General features: G+C 74.0%; 17 protein-coding genes and 3 tRNA genes. 10 read left to right on the top strand and 10 right to left on the bottom strand.

All coding sequences use genetic code 11. From position 1 onward, the window contains the following. Positions 1-10: 10 nt before the first annotated feature. Both dnaG and I5Q34_RS03335 read left to right on the top strand, forming a co-directional pair. Positions 11-1,909, top strand: coding sequence for a DNA primase (gene dnaG, locus I5Q34_RS03330; protein WP_199890533.1), 1,899 nt, complete (start codon positions 11-13; stop codon positions 1,907-1,909). A 249-nt stretch (positions 1,910-2,158) separates the two neighbouring features. Then, on the top strand, positions 2,159-3,226 hold the full coding sequence (locus I5Q34_RS03335) for an RNA polymerase sigma factor (RefSeq protein WP_277965493.1): 1,068 nt from the start codon (positions 2,159-2,161) through the stop codon (positions 3,224-3,226). Between the two features lie 18 nt (positions 3,227-3,244). Here the strand turns inward: I5Q34_RS03335 and I5Q34_RS03340 are convergent, their stop codons facing one another. Together I5Q34_RS03340 and I5Q34_RS03345 are read right to left on the bottom strand one after the other, a co-directional pair. After that, on the bottom strand, positions 3,245-4,681 hold the full coding sequence (locus tag I5Q34_RS03340) for an FGGY family carbohydrate kinase (RefSeq protein ID WP_199890534.1): 1,437 nt from the start codon (positions 4,679-4,681) through the stop codon (positions 3,245-3,247). Between the two features lie 51 nt (positions 4,682-4,732). Next, on the bottom strand, positions 4,733-5,020 hold the full coding sequence (locus tag I5Q34_RS03345; protein ID WP_199890535.1) for a YtxH domain-containing protein: 288 nt from the start codon (positions 5,018-5,020) through the stop codon (positions 4,733-4,735). A 208-nt stretch (positions 5,021-5,228) separates the two neighbouring features. On the opposite strand from I5Q34_RS03345, the gene I5Q34_RS03350 reads away from it, so the two are divergent. The 3 genes from I5Q34_RS03350 to I5Q34_RS03360 all read left to right on the top strand — a co-directional run bounded on the left by I5Q34_RS03350 (position 5,229) and on the right by I5Q34_RS03360 (position 5,649). Further along, positions 5,229-5,301, top strand: a tRNA-Asn gene (locus I5Q34_RS03350). A gap of 5 nt (positions 5,302-5,306) precedes the next feature. Then, positions 5,307-5,382 (top strand) — tRNA-Asn (locus tag I5Q34_RS03355). Positions 5,383-5,575: 193 nt separating this feature from the next. Further along, positions 5,576-5,649: transfer RNA gene (locus I5Q34_RS03360), tRNA-Ile, on the top strand. Between the two features lie 63 nt (positions 5,650-5,712). Here the strand turns inward: I5Q34_RS03360 and I5Q34_RS03365 are convergent. Next, the gene (locus I5Q34_RS03365) at positions 5,713-6,744 is read right to left on the bottom strand and encodes a DUF1259 domain-containing protein (protein WP_199890536.1); all 1,032 of its coding nucleotides are present in this window, start codon (positions 6,742-6,744) and stop codon (positions 5,713-5,715) included. Positions 6,745-6,909: 165 nt separating this feature from the next. Here I5Q34_RS03365 and I5Q34_RS03370 point away from each other — a divergent pair, with 165 nt between their 5' ends. From I5Q34_RS03370 to I5Q34_RS03380, 3 genes are read left to right on the top strand one after another with little or no spacing between them, the layout of a single operon-like run. After that, positions 6,910-7,308: a co-chaperone YbbN gene (locus tag I5Q34_RS03370; protein ID WP_199890537.1), complete on the top strand. Its 399-nt coding sequence runs from the start codon at positions 6,910-6,912 to the stop codon at positions 7,306-7,308. Continuing rightward, positions 7,301-7,963, top strand: coding sequence for a histidine phosphatase family protein (locus I5Q34_RS03375; RefSeq protein WP_199890538.1), 663 nt, complete (start codon positions 7,301-7,303; stop codon positions 7,961-7,963). Before I5Q34_RS03370 ends, I5Q34_RS03375 begins: the two co-directional genes overlap by 8 nt. Before the next feature lie 49 nt (positions 7,964-8,012). Further along, positions 8,013-8,438 carry an OsmC family protein gene (locus I5Q34_RS03380; protein WP_199890539.1) on the top strand — a complete coding sequence of 142 codons (426 nt, stop codon included), beginning with the start codon at positions 8,013-8,015 and terminating at the stop codon, positions 8,436-8,438. Here I5Q34_RS03380 and I5Q34_RS03385 read toward each other — a convergent pair. The 4 genes from I5Q34_RS03385 to I5Q34_RS03400 all read right to left on the bottom strand — a co-directional run bounded on the left by I5Q34_RS03385 (position 8,419) and on the right by I5Q34_RS03400 (position 10,967). Further along, complete coding sequence (locus I5Q34_RS03385) at positions 8,419-9,093, bottom strand: YoaK family protein (protein ID WP_199890540.1); 675 nt, start codon at positions 9,091-9,093, stop codon at positions 8,419-8,421. The two genes, I5Q34_RS03380 and I5Q34_RS03385, sit on opposite strands and share 20 nt — an antisense overlap. A 4-nt stretch (positions 9,094-9,097) precedes the next feature. Beyond that, positions 9,098-9,685: a class F sortase gene (locus I5Q34_RS03390; protein WP_199890541.1), complete on the bottom strand. Its 588-nt coding sequence runs from the start codon at positions 9,683-9,685 to the stop codon at positions 9,098-9,100. 143 nt (positions 9,686-9,828) lie between these two features. Beyond that, on the bottom strand, positions 9,829-10,398 hold the full coding sequence (locus I5Q34_RS03395) for a hypothetical protein (RefSeq protein ID WP_199890542.1): 570 nt from the start codon (positions 10,396-10,398) through the stop codon (positions 9,829-9,831). Positions 10,399-10,439: 41 nt separating this feature from the next. Then, entirely contained in the window at positions 10,440-10,967 is a 528-nt protein-coding gene (locus tag I5Q34_RS03400) for a MarR family winged helix-turn-helix transcriptional regulator (protein WP_199890543.1), read from the bottom strand. A gap of 87 nt (positions 10,968-11,054) precedes the next feature. Between I5Q34_RS03400 and I5Q34_RS03405 the strand changes: the two genes are divergently transcribed. Next, a complete protein-coding gene (locus I5Q34_RS03405) occupies positions 11,055-12,074 on the top strand; it encodes an NADP-dependent oxidoreductase (RefSeq protein WP_199890544.1) in 1,020 nt (339 codons plus the stop codon). A 442-nt stretch (positions 12,075-12,516) separates the two neighbouring features. On the opposite strand, the gene I5Q34_RS03410 is transcribed toward I5Q34_RS03405, so the two are convergent. Together I5Q34_RS03410 and I5Q34_RS03415 are read right to left on the bottom strand one after the other, a co-directional pair. Next, positions 12,517-13,269 (bottom strand): carbon-nitrogen hydrolase family protein, encoded by a 753-nt coding sequence (locus I5Q34_RS03410; RefSeq protein WP_199890545.1) that lies wholly within the window; start codon positions 13,267-13,269, stop codon positions 12,517-12,519. A gap of 7 nt (positions 13,270-13,276) precedes the next feature. After that, complete coding sequence (locus I5Q34_RS03415; protein WP_199890546.1) at positions 13,277-14,545, bottom strand: pyroglutamyl peptidase; 1,269 nt, start codon at positions 14,543-14,545, stop codon at positions 13,277-13,279. 89 nt (positions 14,546-14,634) lie between these two features. Here I5Q34_RS03415 and I5Q34_RS03420 point away from each other — a divergent pair, with 89 nt between their 5' ends. After that, entirely contained in the window at positions 14,635-15,426 is a 792-nt protein-coding gene (locus I5Q34_RS03420; protein WP_199890547.1) for an MgtC/SapB family protein, read from the top strand. A gap of 94 nt (positions 15,427-15,520) precedes the next feature. On the opposite strand, the gene I5Q34_RS03425 is transcribed toward I5Q34_RS03420, so the two are convergent. Continuing rightward, positions 15,521-16,408 carry an SGNH/GDSL hydrolase family protein gene (locus I5Q34_RS03425; protein ID WP_199890548.1) on the bottom strand — a complete coding sequence of 296 codons (888 nt, stop codon included), beginning with the start codon at positions 16,406-16,408 and terminating at the stop codon, positions 15,521-15,523. Positions 16,409-16,510 lie beyond the last annotated feature (102 nt).

Raw genomic sequence — 16,510 nt, forward strand, 5'->3', positions numbered from 1 at the left:
GACTTCACGCGTGGCAGGCAGGATCAACGATGACGATGTGAAGGCGGTCCGGGACGCCGTCCCGATCGACGCCGTCGTGTCCGAGTACCTCCAGCTCCGCAACGCCGGCGGCGGCAATCTCAAGGGCCTGTGCCCCTTCCACGACGAGAAGTCCCCGTCCTTCCACGTCAGCCCAGCCAAGGGGCTGTACCACTGCTTCGGCTGCCAGGAAGGCGGGGACACGGTCGACTTCGTGATGAAGATCGACCACCTCTCCTTCGCCGAGACCATCGAGCGGCTCGCCGCCCAGGCCGGCATCACCCTGCGCTACGAGGAGGGCGGCTACACCCCGGGCCGCCAGCAGGGCGAGCGCACCCGCCTGGTCGAGGCGCACAAGGTCGCCGCCCAGTTCTACGCCGAGCAACTGGGCGGCGCCGAGGCCGAGATCGCGCGGAAGTTCCTCGCCGGCCGCGGCTTCGACCAGTCCGCCGCCGCGCACTTCGGCGTCGGCTACAGCCCCGCCGGCTGGGACCACCTCACCCGCTTCCTGCGCGGCCGCGGCTTCAGCGACAAGGAGCTGATCCTCTCCGGCCTCTCCCAGGACGGCCGCCGCGGCCCCATCGACCGCTTCCGCGGCCGCCTGATGTGGCCCATCCGCGACATCACCGGCGACGTCGTCGGCTTCGGCGCCCGCAAGCTCCGCGACGACGACAACGGCCCGAAGTACCTCAACACCCCCGAGACCCCCATCTACCGCAAGTCGCACGTCCTGTACGGCATCGACCTGGCGAAGAAGGACATCGCCAAGGGCAACCGGGCGGTCGTCGTCGAGGGCTACACCGACGTGATGGCCTGCCACCTGGCCGGCGTCACCACCGCCATCGCCACCTGCGGCACCGCCTTCGCCGGCGAGCACGTCAAGATCCTGCGCCGGCTCCTGATGGACAACTCCCGCGCCAAGGTGATCTTCACCTTCGACGGCGACGCGGCCGGCCAGCGCGCCGCCCTGCGCGCCTTCGAGGACGACCAGAAGTTCGCCGCCCACACCAACATCGCCGTCAGCCCCGGCGGCATGGACCCCTGCGAGCTGCGCCTGGACCGCGGCGACGAAGGGGTGCGCGCGCTGATCGAGGAGAGCACCCCGCTCTTCGAGTTCGCGATCCGCTCCGTCGTCGCCCGGCACGAGGTGGACACCCCCGAGGGCCAGGCGGCCGCCCTCGAGGAGGCCGCCCCCATCGTCGCCGGCATCAAGGACAGCTCCATCCGCCACCAGTACGCGGTGCGCCTCGCCGGCCTGCTGGGCATCCTCGACACCCAGTTCGTCGTCATGCGGGTCGGCCAGCTCGCCCGCTGGGCCCGCGAGCGGGCCGAGCGCGGCGACAGCCGGCAGCGGCCCGCGGCCGCCCGCCCCGCCGCCGACGGGCCCGCCCGCCCGCCCGCCCCCCGCGGCCCCGCGCTCAACCTGCGCAGCCCCGCCCACCGCACCGAGCGCGAGCTGCTCAAGCTCGCCCTCCAGCACCCCGAGCTGGTCGCCCCCGCCTTCGACGCCTACGGGGAGGACGAGTTCACCGCCGCGCCCTACGCCGTCGTCCGCCGCGCCATCGAGCAGGCCGGCGGCGTCGCGGCGGCCGACGGGGAGTACCTGACCCGGGTGCGCGACGCCGCCCCCGACGACACGGTCCGCTCGATGGTCACCGAGCTGGCCGTGGAGCCCGTCCACGCCCGCACGGTCGACGAGGTCTACGCCGGGACGCAGCTGGTCCAGGTCCGGCTGCGGGCCGTCGAGCGGCGCGTCAAGGAGGTCCAGGGCAGCCTGGTCCGCCTGGGCGCCACCTCCTCGCCGGACCATCTGGCCGCCGTGCAGAACGAGTTGTGGGTGCTCCAGCAGTACGGCAAGTCGCTCCAGGACCGCGGCGCCGCGGCCCTCTGACGCAACCGCCGACGGGACGCGCCCTTCCCTCACTGGCTCACCGGTGGGGGCGGCACCCCCATCACCGGCCGCCCGTCACCCGGGGCTCACCCGCCGACCACAGAAAGTGGCCGCACGCCCCTCGTGGCGGGACCTCGTCGTGCCCCACACTGGTGGGCGGTGCCTGAGTCCTCCGGAGCAGTGGCACGGACCGGGAACCCCCGCGAACCGCTCGGCCGCCGCCGCGCCGAGTCCTCTGCCCACGCAGCGATCACCCTGGAGGTCGCCCCCGTGCAGACCCGGACCCCCACCATCGCCGAGGCCCCCGCCCGCCCGGCACCGGCCGTGCCGAGGCAGCCCGGCCCGCCCCCGACCGAGATCCTCGACAGTCGGCCGCCGGAGCGCGAGCGGCGCCCGGACACCGGCGGCCCGTCCTCCGACCTGTTCCGCCAGTACCTGCGCGAGATCGGCCGCATCCCGCTGCTCACGGCGGTCGAGGAGGTCGAGCTGGCCCGCCGGGTGGAGGCCGGGCTGTTCGCCGAGGAGAAGCTCTCCACCCACCCCGACCTCGACACCGCCCTCGCCCTGGACCTCGACCGGCTGGTGGTGCTCGGCCGGATGGCCAAGCGCCGCCTCATCGAGGCCAACCTGCGCCTGGTGGTGTCCGTCGCCAAGCGCTACATCGGCCGCGGGCTGACCATGCTCGACCTCGTCCAGGAGGGCAACCTGGGCCTGATCAGGGCGGTCGAGAAGTTCGACTACGCCCGCGGCTACAAGTTCTCCACGTACGCGACCTGGTGGATCCGCCAGGCCATGTCCCGCGCGCTGGCCGACCAGGCCCGCACCATCCGGGTGCCGGTGCACGTCGTCGAGCTGATCAACCGCGTCGTCCGCGTCCAGCGCCGCATGCTCCAGGAGCGCGGCAGCGAGCCCACCGCCGAGGAGGTCGCCGCCTACCTCGACCTCTCCGAGGAGCGGGTCAGCGAGGTGCTGCGCCTCGCCCAGGAGCCGGTGTCCCTGCACGCGCCCGTCGGCGAGGAGGACGACGTCGCCCTCGGCGACCTCATCGAGGACGGCGACGCCGCCTCGCCCGTCGAGTCCGCGGCCTTCCTGCTGCTGCGCGAACACCTGGAGGCGGTCCTCTCCACCCTCGGCGAGCGCGAGCGCAAGGTCGTGCAGCTGCGCTACGGGCTGGTGGACGGGCGTCCGCGCACCCTGGAGGAGATCGGCCGGATATTCGGCGTCACCCGGGAGCGGATCCGCCAGATCGAGTCCAAGACCCTCAACAAGCTCCGCGACCACGCCTTCGCCGACCAGCTGCGGGGCTATCTGGACTAGATCTGGACCAGATCCGGACTACTGGCCGTTCCCGAACGCCCCGGGATGCGTCTGCTCGCGCACGGTCCCGTACTGCTGCCGCACGGCCTGGCCGGCCGGCAGCTCCTCGCCCGGCTCGTGCACCTGCCCGGCGCCGTACGGCCAGTGCGGCGGCTCCTGCGGGGAGCGGACGCCGTGCTGCACCCCCAGCGACCAGGCGGCCTGCCGGGCCGCGCCCAGCGCCGCCCAGTCCGCCGGCTGCGGGACGACGACCTGGGTGCCGAACAGCGCCGGCGCCAGCGCCCGCACCGCGGGCAGCTCCGCCGCGGCGCCCAGCAGGAAGACCCGCCGCACCACGACGCCGCGCCCGCGCAGCACGTCCAGCGCGTCGGTGAGCCCGCACAGCATGCCCTCGAACGCGGCCCGCGCCAGGTGCTCCGGCTTCATGCTCTCGCGCCGCAGCCCGGTCAGCGTCCCGGCCGTGTGCGGCAGGTGCGGGGTCCGCTCGCCCTCCAGATAGGGCAGCAGCACCATTCCGTACGCGCCCCAGGAGGAGCGCAGCGCCAGCTCGGACAGTCCCGCCAGGTCCGTCCCCAGCAGCTCGGCCGTGCCGCGCAGCACCCGGACCGCGTTCTGCGTGTGGACGACGGGCAGGTGCATGCCGGTCGCGTCGGCGAACGAGGTGATCGTGCCCTGCGCGTCCGCCAGCGCCTGGTGGTGCACGGCGAAGACCGAACCGGAGGCCCCCAGCGAGACCACCGCGTCCCCGGGGCCCACGCCCAGGCCGAAGGCCGCCGCCATCGTCTCGCCCGTCCCGGCGGAGATGAGCAGCCCCTCGGGGGTGTGCCCGGCCGGCTCCGCGGGCGCGAGCACGTCCGGCAGCGCGGCCTGGTGCCCCAGGGCCAGCTCCACGAGGTCCGGCCGCCAGCCGCCGGTGGCCGCCGACCAGTAGCCGGTGGCGGACGCGGCGCCGCGGTCCGTGGTGCGCCGCGCCGGGCGCCCCAGCAACTGCCACACCAGCCACTCGTGCGGCTGGAGCAGCATCGCCGTGCGCGTCGCCGACTCGGGCTCGTTCCGCGCCAGCCAGCGCAGCTTCGCCACCGCCAGCTGGGCCTGCGGCACCGTGCCCACGGCCTGCGCCCACGCGGCCCGGCCGCCCAGCGCGTCCGTGAGGTCGGCGGCCGCGGCCTGCGCCCGTTTGTCGTTGCCCAGCAGCGCGGGACGGACGAGCACGCCGCCCGCGTCCAGCGCCAGCAGCCCGTGCTGCTGCGCCGAGACGCCGATGGCCTGCACACCCTCCAGCAGCCCGCCCGCGGCGGCCTCGCCCAGGGAGATCAGCCAGCCCTGGGGGTCGCCCTCGGCGGCGGACGGCGGGTGCGGCGCGTACCCCTGGCGGAGCACGGTGCCCGTGTCCGCGTCGCAGACGACGATTCGTGTGCTCTCGCTGGAACTGTCCAGCCCGGCGACTATCCCCATGCGGAGGATGATGCCAAACCTTCCCGTCCGTCCCGCATCCGGTGCTTCGGCTCAGGTGTTGCTGGTGCCCCACTCGTCCTCGTCGTCGCCCCGCTGCTCGCGCAGCGAGCGCACCCGGTCGGCCACCGAGGCGGGGATCCGGTCGGCGGCCTTGTCGAAGGCGCGGGTGGCCAGCGACCGGCCGTTCACCGCGGCCGCCTCCGCGGTGTTGCGCACCACGGGGTTCTGCGCGATCCGCTGCGCCCCCTTGCGCAGCGCCTCGTACCGCTCGCGGCCGGCCCGCGCGCCGAACACGTACCCGACGGCAGCCCCAGCGATGAACGTCAGCCGGTAGCGCATCCCGCACCGTCCTTCCCTCGGATCCCCTGAATCCCGCCTGAATCCCGCGCGACCGCGGGCCCGGCCCACCGCCTGCCCGGTGTCCCCGGAGATCACTCCCGGGATACCGATTGGCGGAGCACCCCCCTGCTTGCGCTAATGTATGTCTCGCAGCGAGCGCACGCCGCCCGGGAGACCGGACGAAGATGCATTCGAGGCAACGCGACAATCCCCTGTAGCTCAATTGGCAGAGCAGCCGGCTGTTAACCGGCAGGTTACTGGTTCGAGTCCAGTCGGGGGAGCGCGATCCTCTGTAGCTCAATTGGCAGAGCAGCCGGCTGTTAACCGGCAGGTTACTGGTTCGAGTCCAGTCGGAGGAGCCACCCGGAGAAGGACCCCCCGCCGGGGGTCCTTTTTTCGTGCCCGGATTCGCGCCGGGCGGGAACCGATCCCGCCACGGCCGAAGTCCTCAAGGTCAGGCTGGTCACACGATGTGCCCCCACCGGGGCAGCAGATCGTATGAGCGGCTATGCTGCGGCAGACGGCGCGCACAGATGTGCGCGACGCGCCGTGAACGGGGCGGTAGCTCAGCCGGTTAGAGCAGCGGACTCATAATCCGTCGGTCGTGGGTTCGAGTCCCACCCGCCCCACTTCGCGGCTCAGGTGCAGAAACGATCCGAGCTGCACCTCTCTCATGGACCGGCATGGACCGGCTACTCGTTGGCCCCCGCCGGCGACACATTGGTGTGGTCCACCGCCGCCCGCAGCGCCCGGGCCAGCCGCACGCCGTCGTCGATGCCCCAGAAGTGCAGGAAGAACAGCCGCGGTTCCTCGAACAGCATGTGGCTGTGGATCGAGACGATGTCGACCCCGCCCTGCCGCAGGGCCCGGACGACGTGCTGCATCTCCTGACCCGTCATCACGAAGTCCCCGCTGATGATCGCCCGGCCCCGGCCGACCGGCTGGAAGGAGATCGCCGTCGTCGCACCCGTCATCCGCGGCAGGACGCGGTCGTGGTCGATAATCGTCTCCCGCCGGGCGAAGGTGATCTTGTAGATCTCGCCCTCGGTGCCGCCCTTGGTGCCCAGCGCCTCGTCGATGCCGGAGGTGTCCAGGTCGACGTCGGCCGGCTCCGGGATGCCGGCCGAGGGCGGGGTGCCGGTGACCGCCAGCGCCTCCCGCAGGGCCCGGGCGAGCATCAACTCGTCGCGGTGGAGCCCGTGGATGTGCATCCACCACACGTGCGGCTCGTGGGAGAGCAGGTGCTTGTGGATCGCCGTCTGTCCGATCCCGTGCCCGTCCAGGACGTCGATCACCCGCTGCATCTCGCCCTCGGTGACCGCCATGTCGCCCATCAGCATCGTCCGCCCGTCCTCGTACCGGACGAAGGAGACGAACGACCCGATGCCCAGGCTCGGGGCGAGGGAGTGCCCGTACGACTTCACCCGCAGGTCGTGCCGGAGGAACCCCATCCGGTAGACCTGGTCGCCGCCCATCCGGCCCTTGTGCGACAGCACGTCGGTGACGCCCTGCCAGTGGGACTCGGCGGTGTTCACCGGATGGATCAGTCTCCGGTCGTGGCACGGATCCGTGGTGCGGCGGCCGTCGTCGTGGGCCCGCGCCGTGCCGGTGCCGGCCAGCATCGGGGCGAGGGCGGCGGTGGCGAGCACGAGACGCCGCGAGGTCGCCGCGCGTGCCGGCCGGTCGGGAGATCCGTCACCGTTCTGCGGTCTGTCGCCGGTCATACAAGAACACCTCCGCCGATGATGTAACCACGGTCACACCGCTTGTCCGCGGAGGCGGCTGTAGGCCGAACGGTGGCCGCGGAATACGGTGCGGCGTCGCCCGGTTACCGATCCTGAGCCGTACGAACCGGGCCACACACGACCATCGGAAGCGGGTAGGCACGTATGAGCAGCACCGTGGAGCTCACCAAGGACAACTTCGACGACGTCGTCTCGGGCGCCGACTTCGTCCTCATCAACTTCTGGGCCACCTGGTGCGGTCCGTGCAAGCGATTCGCGCCCGTCTACGACCGCGTGGCCGCCAAGCACGAGGACCTGGTCTTCACCAAGGTCGAGACCGACTCCCAGGCCGAGCTCTCGGCCGCCTTCGAGATCAGCTCCGTGCCGACGCTGATGATCGTCCGGGACAACATCGCGGTGTACGCCCAGCCGGGCGCGCTGCCGGAGGCCGCTCTGGAGGACGTCATCCGGCAGGCCCGCGCCCTGGACATGGACGAGGTCCGGGCGTCGGTGGCCGAGGCGCAGGCGAAGGCCGGGGAGGGCTCCGGCCCCGCCAATGGCTGAGCTGCTGCTCGTCCGGCACGGCGAGACCGAGTGGAGCCGCGACGGCCTCCACACCAGCTGGACCGACAAGCCGCTGACCGCGCGCGGCGAGCGCCAGGCGGCCGCCCTGCGGCCGTTGCTCGCGGCGCGCCGGGTCGGCCACGTCCTGGTGAGCCCGCTGGCGCGGGCGCGGCGCACCGCCGAGCTGGCGGGGCTGCGGGACGCCGTGGTCGAACCGGGCCTGCGGGAGTGGGACTACGGCGGCTACGAGGGCGTCACCACCGCCGAGATCCACCGCACCCGGCCGGACTGGTTCCTCTTCGACGACGGGGTCGTCCCCGGGCCCGCCGGGCACCCGGGGGAGTCGCCCGCCGAGGCCGGGGCGCGCGCCGACCGGGTGCTGGCCCGGATCGGCCCGTGGCTGGACGAGGACGGGGGCGACGTGGTGCTCGTCGGTCACGCGCACTTCCTGCGGGTGCTGACGGCCCGTAGGCTCGGCCTGCCGCCCGCGGCCGGGGCGCTGTTCCGGCTGGACACCGGGACGGTGAGCCGGATCGGCACCGAGCACGGGCGTCCGGCGCTGGTGGCGTGGAACGCGGCCGGGGCCGCGCCGGCGCGGGACGCGGCCGTCCCGGGCCAGGACGGACGCGCCGGGACCGCCGCCGTCTCCGTATGATCGTTTGGGCCCGGGCCCCCGGGCCCACCCACCCCTCTGGAGGACCTCCGTGGCCACGACCCGTACCGCGCACACCGTCTGGGAGGGCGAGCTGCTCTCCGGCAGCGGCACCGTCACCTTCGACTCGTCCGGCATCGGCTCCCAGCCGGTCTCCTGGCCGTCCCGCGCCGAGCAGGCCAACGGCAAGACGAGCCCGGAGGAGCTGATCGCCGCCGCTCACTCCAGCTGCTTCAGCATGGCGCTCTCGCACGGTCTGACGGGCGCGGGCACCCCGCCCACCCGCCTGGAGACCAAGGCCGACGTCACCTTCCAGCCGGGCGAGGGCATCACCGGCATCCACCTCTGGGTCCGGGGCGAGGTGCCCGGCCTGGACGAGGACGGCTTCATCGCCGCCGCCGAGGGCGCCAAGAAGAACTGCCCGGTCAGCCAGGCGCTCACCGGGACGACGATCACCCTCACCGCCGAGCTCGCCTGACGCCTGTCAGCAGGGTCCCCGAGGCGAGCAGCGCCACGCCGCCCGCCGTGAGGGCCAGTGGCCACACCGGGCCGTGGCGGTTCACCAGCCACGCCCCGGCGGCCGCCCCGAGCGCCATGGCCAGCACCGACCCCACCCGTCGTCCGAGGTAGGGGTCGGTGCCCCCGGCCGGGCGGGAGTCCGCGGCGAGTCCGGTCAGGGTGCGGGTCAGGATGACCGTCATCATGTCCGGCACGGCCAGCCGCCGGACGGTGGCGACCCGCAGCCCCATCGCCAGCGCCAGCACGGAGATCACGGCGTAGCGCCGGCCCTCCCCTCCCGGGCCGGTCGCCAGTGCCGCCGCCGCGCCGACGAGCAGTGCCTCGGCGGCCAGTGCCCCGCCGATCCACAGCCGCCTCGGCCGTCCCTCCATCACCACCCCGAACCGTCCGCCGAGCAGCGCCCCCACCAGGAAGCCGCCCACGGCCAGCCCCGAGGCGGGCACCGAGAAACCGGCCGCACCGGCGGCCGAGAAGCCCAGGAAGACGACGTTGCCGGTCATGTTCGCGGTGAAGACGTGACCCAGCCCGAGGAAGCTCACCGCGTCGACGGCACCGGCGGCGACGGTGAGCGCCAGCAGCGTGGCGAGCAGGGGCCGCGGCGTCCGGTGCGTCACGCCCTCATGGTCGCAGCGTGGCGTGGACGACGAGGTTCCGCGCGGGCCGTTCGCCGGGGTCCGGGGCGCCCGCGCACGTGACCAGGAGCAGCTTCCGCTCCTGCGATGCCGGCTGCTCCTTCCGGGCGACGGGCACGCTCTTCTCGACGGTCTCGGTCCGGGTGACGACGAAGTGCAGCACCCGGCCGTCGCCCCGCTCGACGTCGATCACCGTGCCCTCGTCCACGGCGTCCAGCTTCCGGAAGACCGCCGTCCGGCCGTCCCGGTCGTCCCGGTGCCCGATGATCACGGCGACGCCGCGCTCGCCGGGGATGGCGCCGCCGCTGTACCAGCCGGCCGTCATCCCCTGCTCGGGCGGCGGGCCCTGGACGCTGCGGTCCTTGCCGAGGGTGTTGACGCGGATCAGCGGGCTGTCCACGCCGAGGGACGGGATGCGCACCCGCTGCGGCTCGTCGGCCGACGCCGGGGTGCCGATGGCCTTGTCGTCGACGCCGCCGACGCGCCCGAAGCAGCCGCCGCCCAGCAGGGCCAGGGGCAGCGCCAGACAGGCCAGCCCGGCGAGGCCGAGGGCGATCTGGCGTGCACGGGACATGGATCCGCTCCGGTTCGGGGGCAAAGGACGGGCCCCACGCTACGGAGGCCCGCCGTGCGGCCGCCTCGGGTAAACGGCCAGAGTTGCCGGCCCCGCATCAGCCGAAAGGATGAGGCCCGCGGTTCGGAACAGACGCGGTCGATTCAGCGCACGAGTCGCTGGAAGAGGCCCCACGTGAACTCCGCCACGTGCTCCGCGCGGCGGCCGGACGCGTCCGGGGCCGTGAAGGCGAGCTGCCAGCGGGTGGGGGCGGTGCCCTCCATGGGGCGGGCGGGGGCGAAGGCGCGGGCGGTCTCGTCCACCGTGCAGGACCAGGGGGTCAGGTCCTCGACGGTGCGCGGGGCGGGGGAAGGGGCGCCGGGGGCGCGGACGAGCCATTCGTTCCAGACGGCGCCGCCCGGGGCGGTGAGGACCTCGAAGCGGAGGTCCGGCCAGAGGGGGACGGGCCAGGTCGCGGCCCGCGCGGTGAGGTCGCCGACGCGGCGCTCGGCGACGTGCTCCGGCGGGCCGAGGACGGAGCGGTAGCGGGGGCCCGCGCCGCGGCGGCGGGGGGAGTGGAGCATGGCCTGCCAGCGGCGGTTGGCCTCGCGCATCTCGGCCCGGGTGACGTGGAGTCGGCGGAGGGCGTCCTCGACGAGGTCCGGCTGATGGTCGGCCATGCGACGGAGGAGGACGAGCTGGAAGTCGAGGGGGGTGAAGGGGGCGGGGTCCATGGGGTCATGGTGGTGCACGGGGCGGGTGGGCGGAGGGGGTTTCACTCCGCCTCCCCCGACTCTCCTGCGTCCCTTGCTTCCCCCGCCTCTCCCGCTTCCCCTAGCGCCTCTCCCACCTCTCCCGCTTCCCCCAGCATTCGCCGCAGCAGGTCCCGCAGCGTCGTCCGCTCCTCCGGCGACAGGCGGCTCAGGGGTTCGCGCGCGAAGTCCAGGCCCTCGCGCAGGCGCTCCGCCGTCCCGCGGCCGTCGGGGGTGACCGCGGCCACCTTGACGCGGCGGTCGGCCGGGTCCGGGCGGCGCTCGACCAGGCCGCGGGCGGCGAGGCGGTCGACGATGCCCGTCACGTTCGACGGCTCGCACTTGAGCCGCTCCGCGATCCGCCGCATCGGCAGCGGCTCGCGGGCCAGGAGGGCGAGGACGCGGGCCTGGGCGCCGGTGAGGGAGTGGCGGGCGGCCGCCTCGTCGTACTCCTCGTGGTAGCGCACCACGACCGTCCCGATGAGGTCCACGACTTCGACGGTCAGAGGGTCGGGGCTCTTCCGGGGTGCCGGTGTCGACGACAGTGCCATGGGACCAGCCTACCCGGTTGCTTGACAACATAAAATATCTAGGTCAACTATTGTTTCATCTGCTGAAGCAAATAGGAGGCCCTCACCGTGTCCATTCCCGCCACCGCCCGCGCCTGGCACCTCGTCTCCCGCCCGGTCGGCGAGCCGAGGCCCGGGGACTTCGCGCTCCGCGAGGAGCCCGTCGCCGAGCCCGCCGACGGGCAGATCGTCGTCCGCAACCTCCACCTGTCCGTCGATCCGTACATGCGCGGGCGGATGAGCGACCGCAAGTCGTACGTGCCGCCGTACGTGCTCGACCGGCCGATGACCGGCGGCGCCGTGGGCGAGGTCGTCGCCTCGCGGGCCGAGGGGTTCGCCGTGGGCGACCACGTCCTGCACGACCTGGGCTGGCGCGAGTACGCCGTGCTCGACGCCGCGAACGCGTTCCGGGTGGACGCGGGCGCCGCGCCGCTCTCCGCCTACCTCGGCGCCCTCGGCATGCCCGGGATGACCGCCTATGCGGGTCTGCTGGACGTCGCCTCCTTCCGGGAGGGGGACGCCGTCTTCGTCTCCGGCGCAGCCGGGGCGGTGGGCAGCATGGTCGGGCAGATCGCCCGGCTCAAGGGGGCCTCGCTGGTCGTCGGCAGCGCGGGCTCGGACGAGAAGGTGCGCCGGCTCGTAGAGGAGTACGGCTTCGACGCGGCGTTCAACTACAAGAAGGACGGCCCGGTCGCGGAGCAGCTCGCGGAGGTGGCGCCCGACGGGATCGACGTCTACTTCGACAACGTCGGCGGGGAGCACCTGGAGGCGGCGATCGGGGCGCTGCGGCCGCACGGGCGGGCGACGCTGTGCGGGGCGATCGCGCAGTACAACGCGACGGAGCCGGTGCCGGGGCCGAACAATCTGGCGCTGGCGATCGGGAAGCGGCTGCGGCTGCAGGGCATGATCGTCATGGACCACGGGGCGCTGCGGCCGCGGTTCGTGGAGGAGGTGGGGGGCTGGGTCCGCTCGGGGGAGCTGAAGCGGGACGAGACCGTCGTCCATGGTGTGGAGCGGGCCGTGGACGCGTTCCTCGGGCTGCTGCGCGGGGACAACACGGGCAAGATGATCGTCAGCCTGGGTGGCTGACGGGGTTTTCTCCCCGCCCCGCCCTTTCACCGTTTCCCGGGGCGGGGCCCCGGCCCCGAGCCGCCCTCCGGGCGGCAGCCCCCGGATTCGTGCGCGGCGCGGGCGGGCGGGGCTCCGCCCCTGCGCCCCGCCGGGGGCTGCGCCCCCTGGACCCCGGGTCCATGCTCCGTGCGGGTGGGTGGGGCTGTGCCTCCTGTGCCCCGGGCCCGCGTTCCGCGCGGGGCTTTGGCCCGTCATCCCGCCGGGGCTGCGCCCCCCGGACTCGGGCCCGTGCTTCGCGTGGGTGGGTGAGGCTCCGCCCCTGCGCTCCACCGGGGCTCCGCCCTCGGGGCCGCGCGCTGCGCGGGCGGGGCTCCGTCCCATGTGCCACCGCGCTCAGCGGGTGGGCGGGGGCTTCGCCCCCTGCCCGTCCCTCGTGCATCGCCCTCCGGGCGATGGCGGTTCAGCGGGCCGGCAGGCCGGCTTCCACGCCGGTCTCGACATCGGCCTTCGCCAGCACCAGCCCCGCATCCGCACGTTCCGCCAGGACGCGGCCGTCGGGGCCCCAGACGGCGCTCAGGCCGCAGGCCGTGAAGGCGCCCGACGGGCCCACGTGGTTGGCCAGGGCCACGTACAGGGCGTTGTCCCGGGCCATGGCCGGGTAGAGGGTGGCCAGTTTGCGGGGGCCGTCCTCCGTGTCGTGGAGGGAACTCGCCAGCAGGAGGCGGCAGTTGTCGGCGGCCGCGCGGGCGGCCACGTCGGGGAACGACGTGTCGTAGCAGATCGCCAGGGCGGCGCGGACGCCGTCGACGGTGAAGCGGCCGTCCGCCGTGCCGGGGACGAAGCCCGCCGCCTGCTCCGTCTCCGTCACGTGGACCTTGTCGTAGCGGGTGAGGAGTGAGCCGTCGGGGCCGTAGACGTACGAGGTGATGGTGGGGCCGTGATCGGACCGGGCGGGGCAGTTGACCACCGCGGTGACGGCGGACGCGCGGCACGCCTCGCGCAGGGGGGACAGTTCCGGGGCGTCGGGGGCGAAGGACAGCAGGTCCGGGTCGGCGTTGACGGCGGCCGGCTCGTAGCCGGTGACGGCCAGTTCCGGGAAGACGACCAGGGTCGCGCCGGCCCCGGCCGCCTCCGCTATGAGGCCGGCCATGGCCTCGACGTTGGCCGCGACCTCGCACGGCCGGGGCGTGAACTGCGCACTCGCGATGATCATGCCCTCATCATGGCCGGTGCACGGTGCCCGCGGCCACCCCGATCAGCGATCGGACCTGGGCGACGATCGCCCGGCGGTTCCGCTCGAAGTCGGGGTCCGTGACGCGGCCCCCGGCCGGCCCGTTGCCGTCGGCGAACCGCAGGACGGGCGTGTGGAGATGGCCGCCGGGGACGCGCAATCGCATCACGTCGCGCAGCAGGGTCGCCCGGTAGGCGATCTCGTTGGAGAGGTAGTCGCCCCCGCCGCCCGCGCGCGCCGCCGAGCCGGGCGTCGGGCCGTCCGGGCGCTCGACGGGCGTCGTCGAACCGGCCGGGACCTCGGTGACGGACGTGTTGTCGTGGACGGGGTACGGACCGGTCGTCGTCGAGGTGAGGACGGCGTACGGGAGGGTTGTGCGGGTCCACTGGGGCTGAGGGTGCTGCCGTACGGGGACGGGCGCCGGCCCGCGCCGCAGGCCCTCGTTGTCCGTCCCGGAGCCGCGCCACGCCCCGTTGGTGCGCTCGACGTCGAAGCGGCCCGGGCGGCCCTGGCTGATGGTGGTGAAGAGGTCGGCCCGGCGGGGGCCCGGGCGGAAGTGCGGCAGGAGCGTCCGCTCGACCGTGCCCCGGGCGAAGTCGTCCCAGCGGACGGGGAAGACGGTGGCCTCGATCCGGGCCGGGCCCGAGGGGGTGTTGACGGTGGTGCCGTCCAGGGCGAGCGCCGACGCGCCGGACGGGTTGGAGCGCCGTATGTCGTCGTCGAGCTGGAACGGGTCGAAGCCGGTCACCAGCACCCGCTTGACGCCGCGGCCCGCCGGGAAGCCGATCGAGTCCTGGCCGCGGGAGGTGCGTTCCAGGGAGGCGAGCAGGTCCGCGCGCCGCCGCTCGGAGAGGGGGAACGGGGGCTGCCAGCGGTGCAGCGTCCTCGTCAGGTCCAGCCGCGCCCAGTACAGCGGGCGGTCGTCGTCGCGCGGCAGGTCGCCGGCGCGGACGGTCCCCCGCCCCTGGGCCCGGTCCACCGCGTGCCGCCACAACCGCCGCCCGGTGTCGGCCGTCAGCCGCTCGGCCTGCCGCGGGGTGCGCGCACGCGCCAGCGCGGCGGCGAACCCGGCGCCCTCCCCGTCGAATCCGCCGCGCCGCAGGATCTCCTGCGGGACGGCGGATTCCAGGCGGCTCTCCTCACGGGTGAGTGGGGCTTCGGCCGCCGCCCGAGCGGGATCGGCGAGGGCGGGGACGGTCAGGAGCGCGGCGAGAAGAGCGGCGCTCCGGGCGGACGATGTGCGCGTGGTGATTCCCATGAGGCCGTATGAAACCAATGGGAGGGGGAAGGCGGTAGGTGTATGTCAACCACCGGTCCATAGCGGCGATTTCGCGCCACAATGGCCGGATGGATATAGCCGAGTTCACGGGAGTTCACCAGGCTGTCATCAGTGGTTCGCCATGGGCGGCCCCACCGTTGTTCGGCACGGCCGCCGGCCAGGGCGTCCGGCAGTTCGCCGAACTGGGCCTGGCCCTGCTGCTGTCGCTGCTCATCGGGCTGGAGCGGGAGCTCCAGCAGAAGAGCGCGGGGTTGCGCACCCACACGCTGGTCGGGGTGGGGAGCGCGCTGTTCATGGAGGTGTCGATCCACGGGTTCGGCTCCCTCGCGGACGTCACCGGCGAGGCCCGGGTGGACGTCTCGCGGGTCGCGGCGCAGATCGTCTCGGGCATCGGATTCATCGGCGGCGGCCTCATCTTCGTCCGCCGCGACGCGGTCCGCGGACTGACCACCGCGGCGACGATCTGGCTGACCTGCGCGGTCGGCATGGCGTGCGGCGGCGGCCTGCCGCTGCTCGGCGCGGGGGCGACGCTGGTGCACTTCCTCGTGGTGCGCGGCCTCCCGCTGGCGACCCGGCGGCTGGCGAACGGCCGCGCCGTCGCCCAGGTGGAGCTGCGGCTCTCCTACCGGACGCGCAGAGGGCTGCTGGGCCGGGTGCTGGAGCTGTGCACCAGCCGCGGCTTCCGCGTGACCGACGTGCACATCCACTCCGAGACCAGCGAGTCGGGCAAGGTGAAGGAGGCCGACGTGGTGCTGGGGCTGGAGGGACGGGCGTCCCCCCATCCGCTCGTCGAGGAGCTGACGGAGTGGGAGGGCATCCTGGGCGTGGGCCTGCACGCGCCCGGGGACAGCACCGAATGACGGCCTGAACTGGCTTGGCGCGGGGGCGAGTTCATCGGCTACCGTGCCCGGGGCAGGGGCGGGCCCACCTGACGGGCGCCGCCCCTGCCCGCGCTCAGGCGGCCGGCTGCGCGGCGGCGGTGATCCGCCGGTACGCCAGCTCGGCCAGCTCCTGCTGGCCCTTGCGGTTGGGGTGGAACCAGTCCCAGCGGCTGAGGTGCTCGCCGGTGAAGGCGTAGGCGTGCACCGAGCCACCGTCGTAGCGGCACAGCCGGTCGCGTCGGCAGACGTCCTCCAGCGCGGCGTTGTACTCCTTCACCCGCCGGCTCACCCGGTCCCGCCGCTCCTGCGAGGCGGCGTCCAGCAGGTCCGCGTCCTTCAGCATCGACGGGCAGATCCCCAGCTTCCACACCTGCTTGCCCAGGGCGCTCCTGCTCCCCTCGGACCACAGGCGTTTGAGGTCCGGCACGCTCGCCACGTACACCTGCGTCCGGGGCAGCGCCCGGCGCAGCTCCGCCAGGGACTTCTCGAAGTCGGCGCGGTAGCCGGCCACGGGCGTCATCAGTCCGGCATCGGTGCGGCAGGCGTCGTTCGCCCCCATCAGCACCGTCACCAGCTGCGGGCGCTGCCCGACCGCCGAGCGCATCTGGCCGGGCAGGTCGGCCATCCGGGCGCCGGTCCTCGCGTAGTTCCGGCTCTGCGTGGCCGGGGACGGCAGGAGGCGGGCGGCCAGGCTGTCCACCTGGGTACCGGTCGCCCAGGACACCTCGGGGCAGTCCTCCAGGAGGGAACAGGCGTCGAAGCCGCGGGTGATGGAGTCGCCCAGCGAGGCCATCGAGGTGGGGCGGGTGTTCCAGACGGGGCCCGCGGGTTTCTTCGCCTCGGGGGCGACGGCTGCCCCCTGGGGCGTGCCCTCGCAGCCGGTGGCGAGGAGGGCGGCGGCGAGGGCCACCGCCGCCGCCAGGGCGGTCCGTGTCGGGCGGCGGCCCGTGCTGCTGCGCATCGTCCATCCCCCTCCGGCCGGGTGATATCGGTCCTGGACCGACGGTACGTCACCGCGGTGACCTCAGCGCACGATAGCTTTTTCCCGGAGTGACCGAGCTGT

Origin of the sequence: Streptomyces sp. AV19, assembly GCF_015999245.1 — a bacterium.
Lineage (GTDB): Bacteria > Actinomycetota > Actinomycetes > Streptomycetales > Streptomycetaceae > Streptomyces.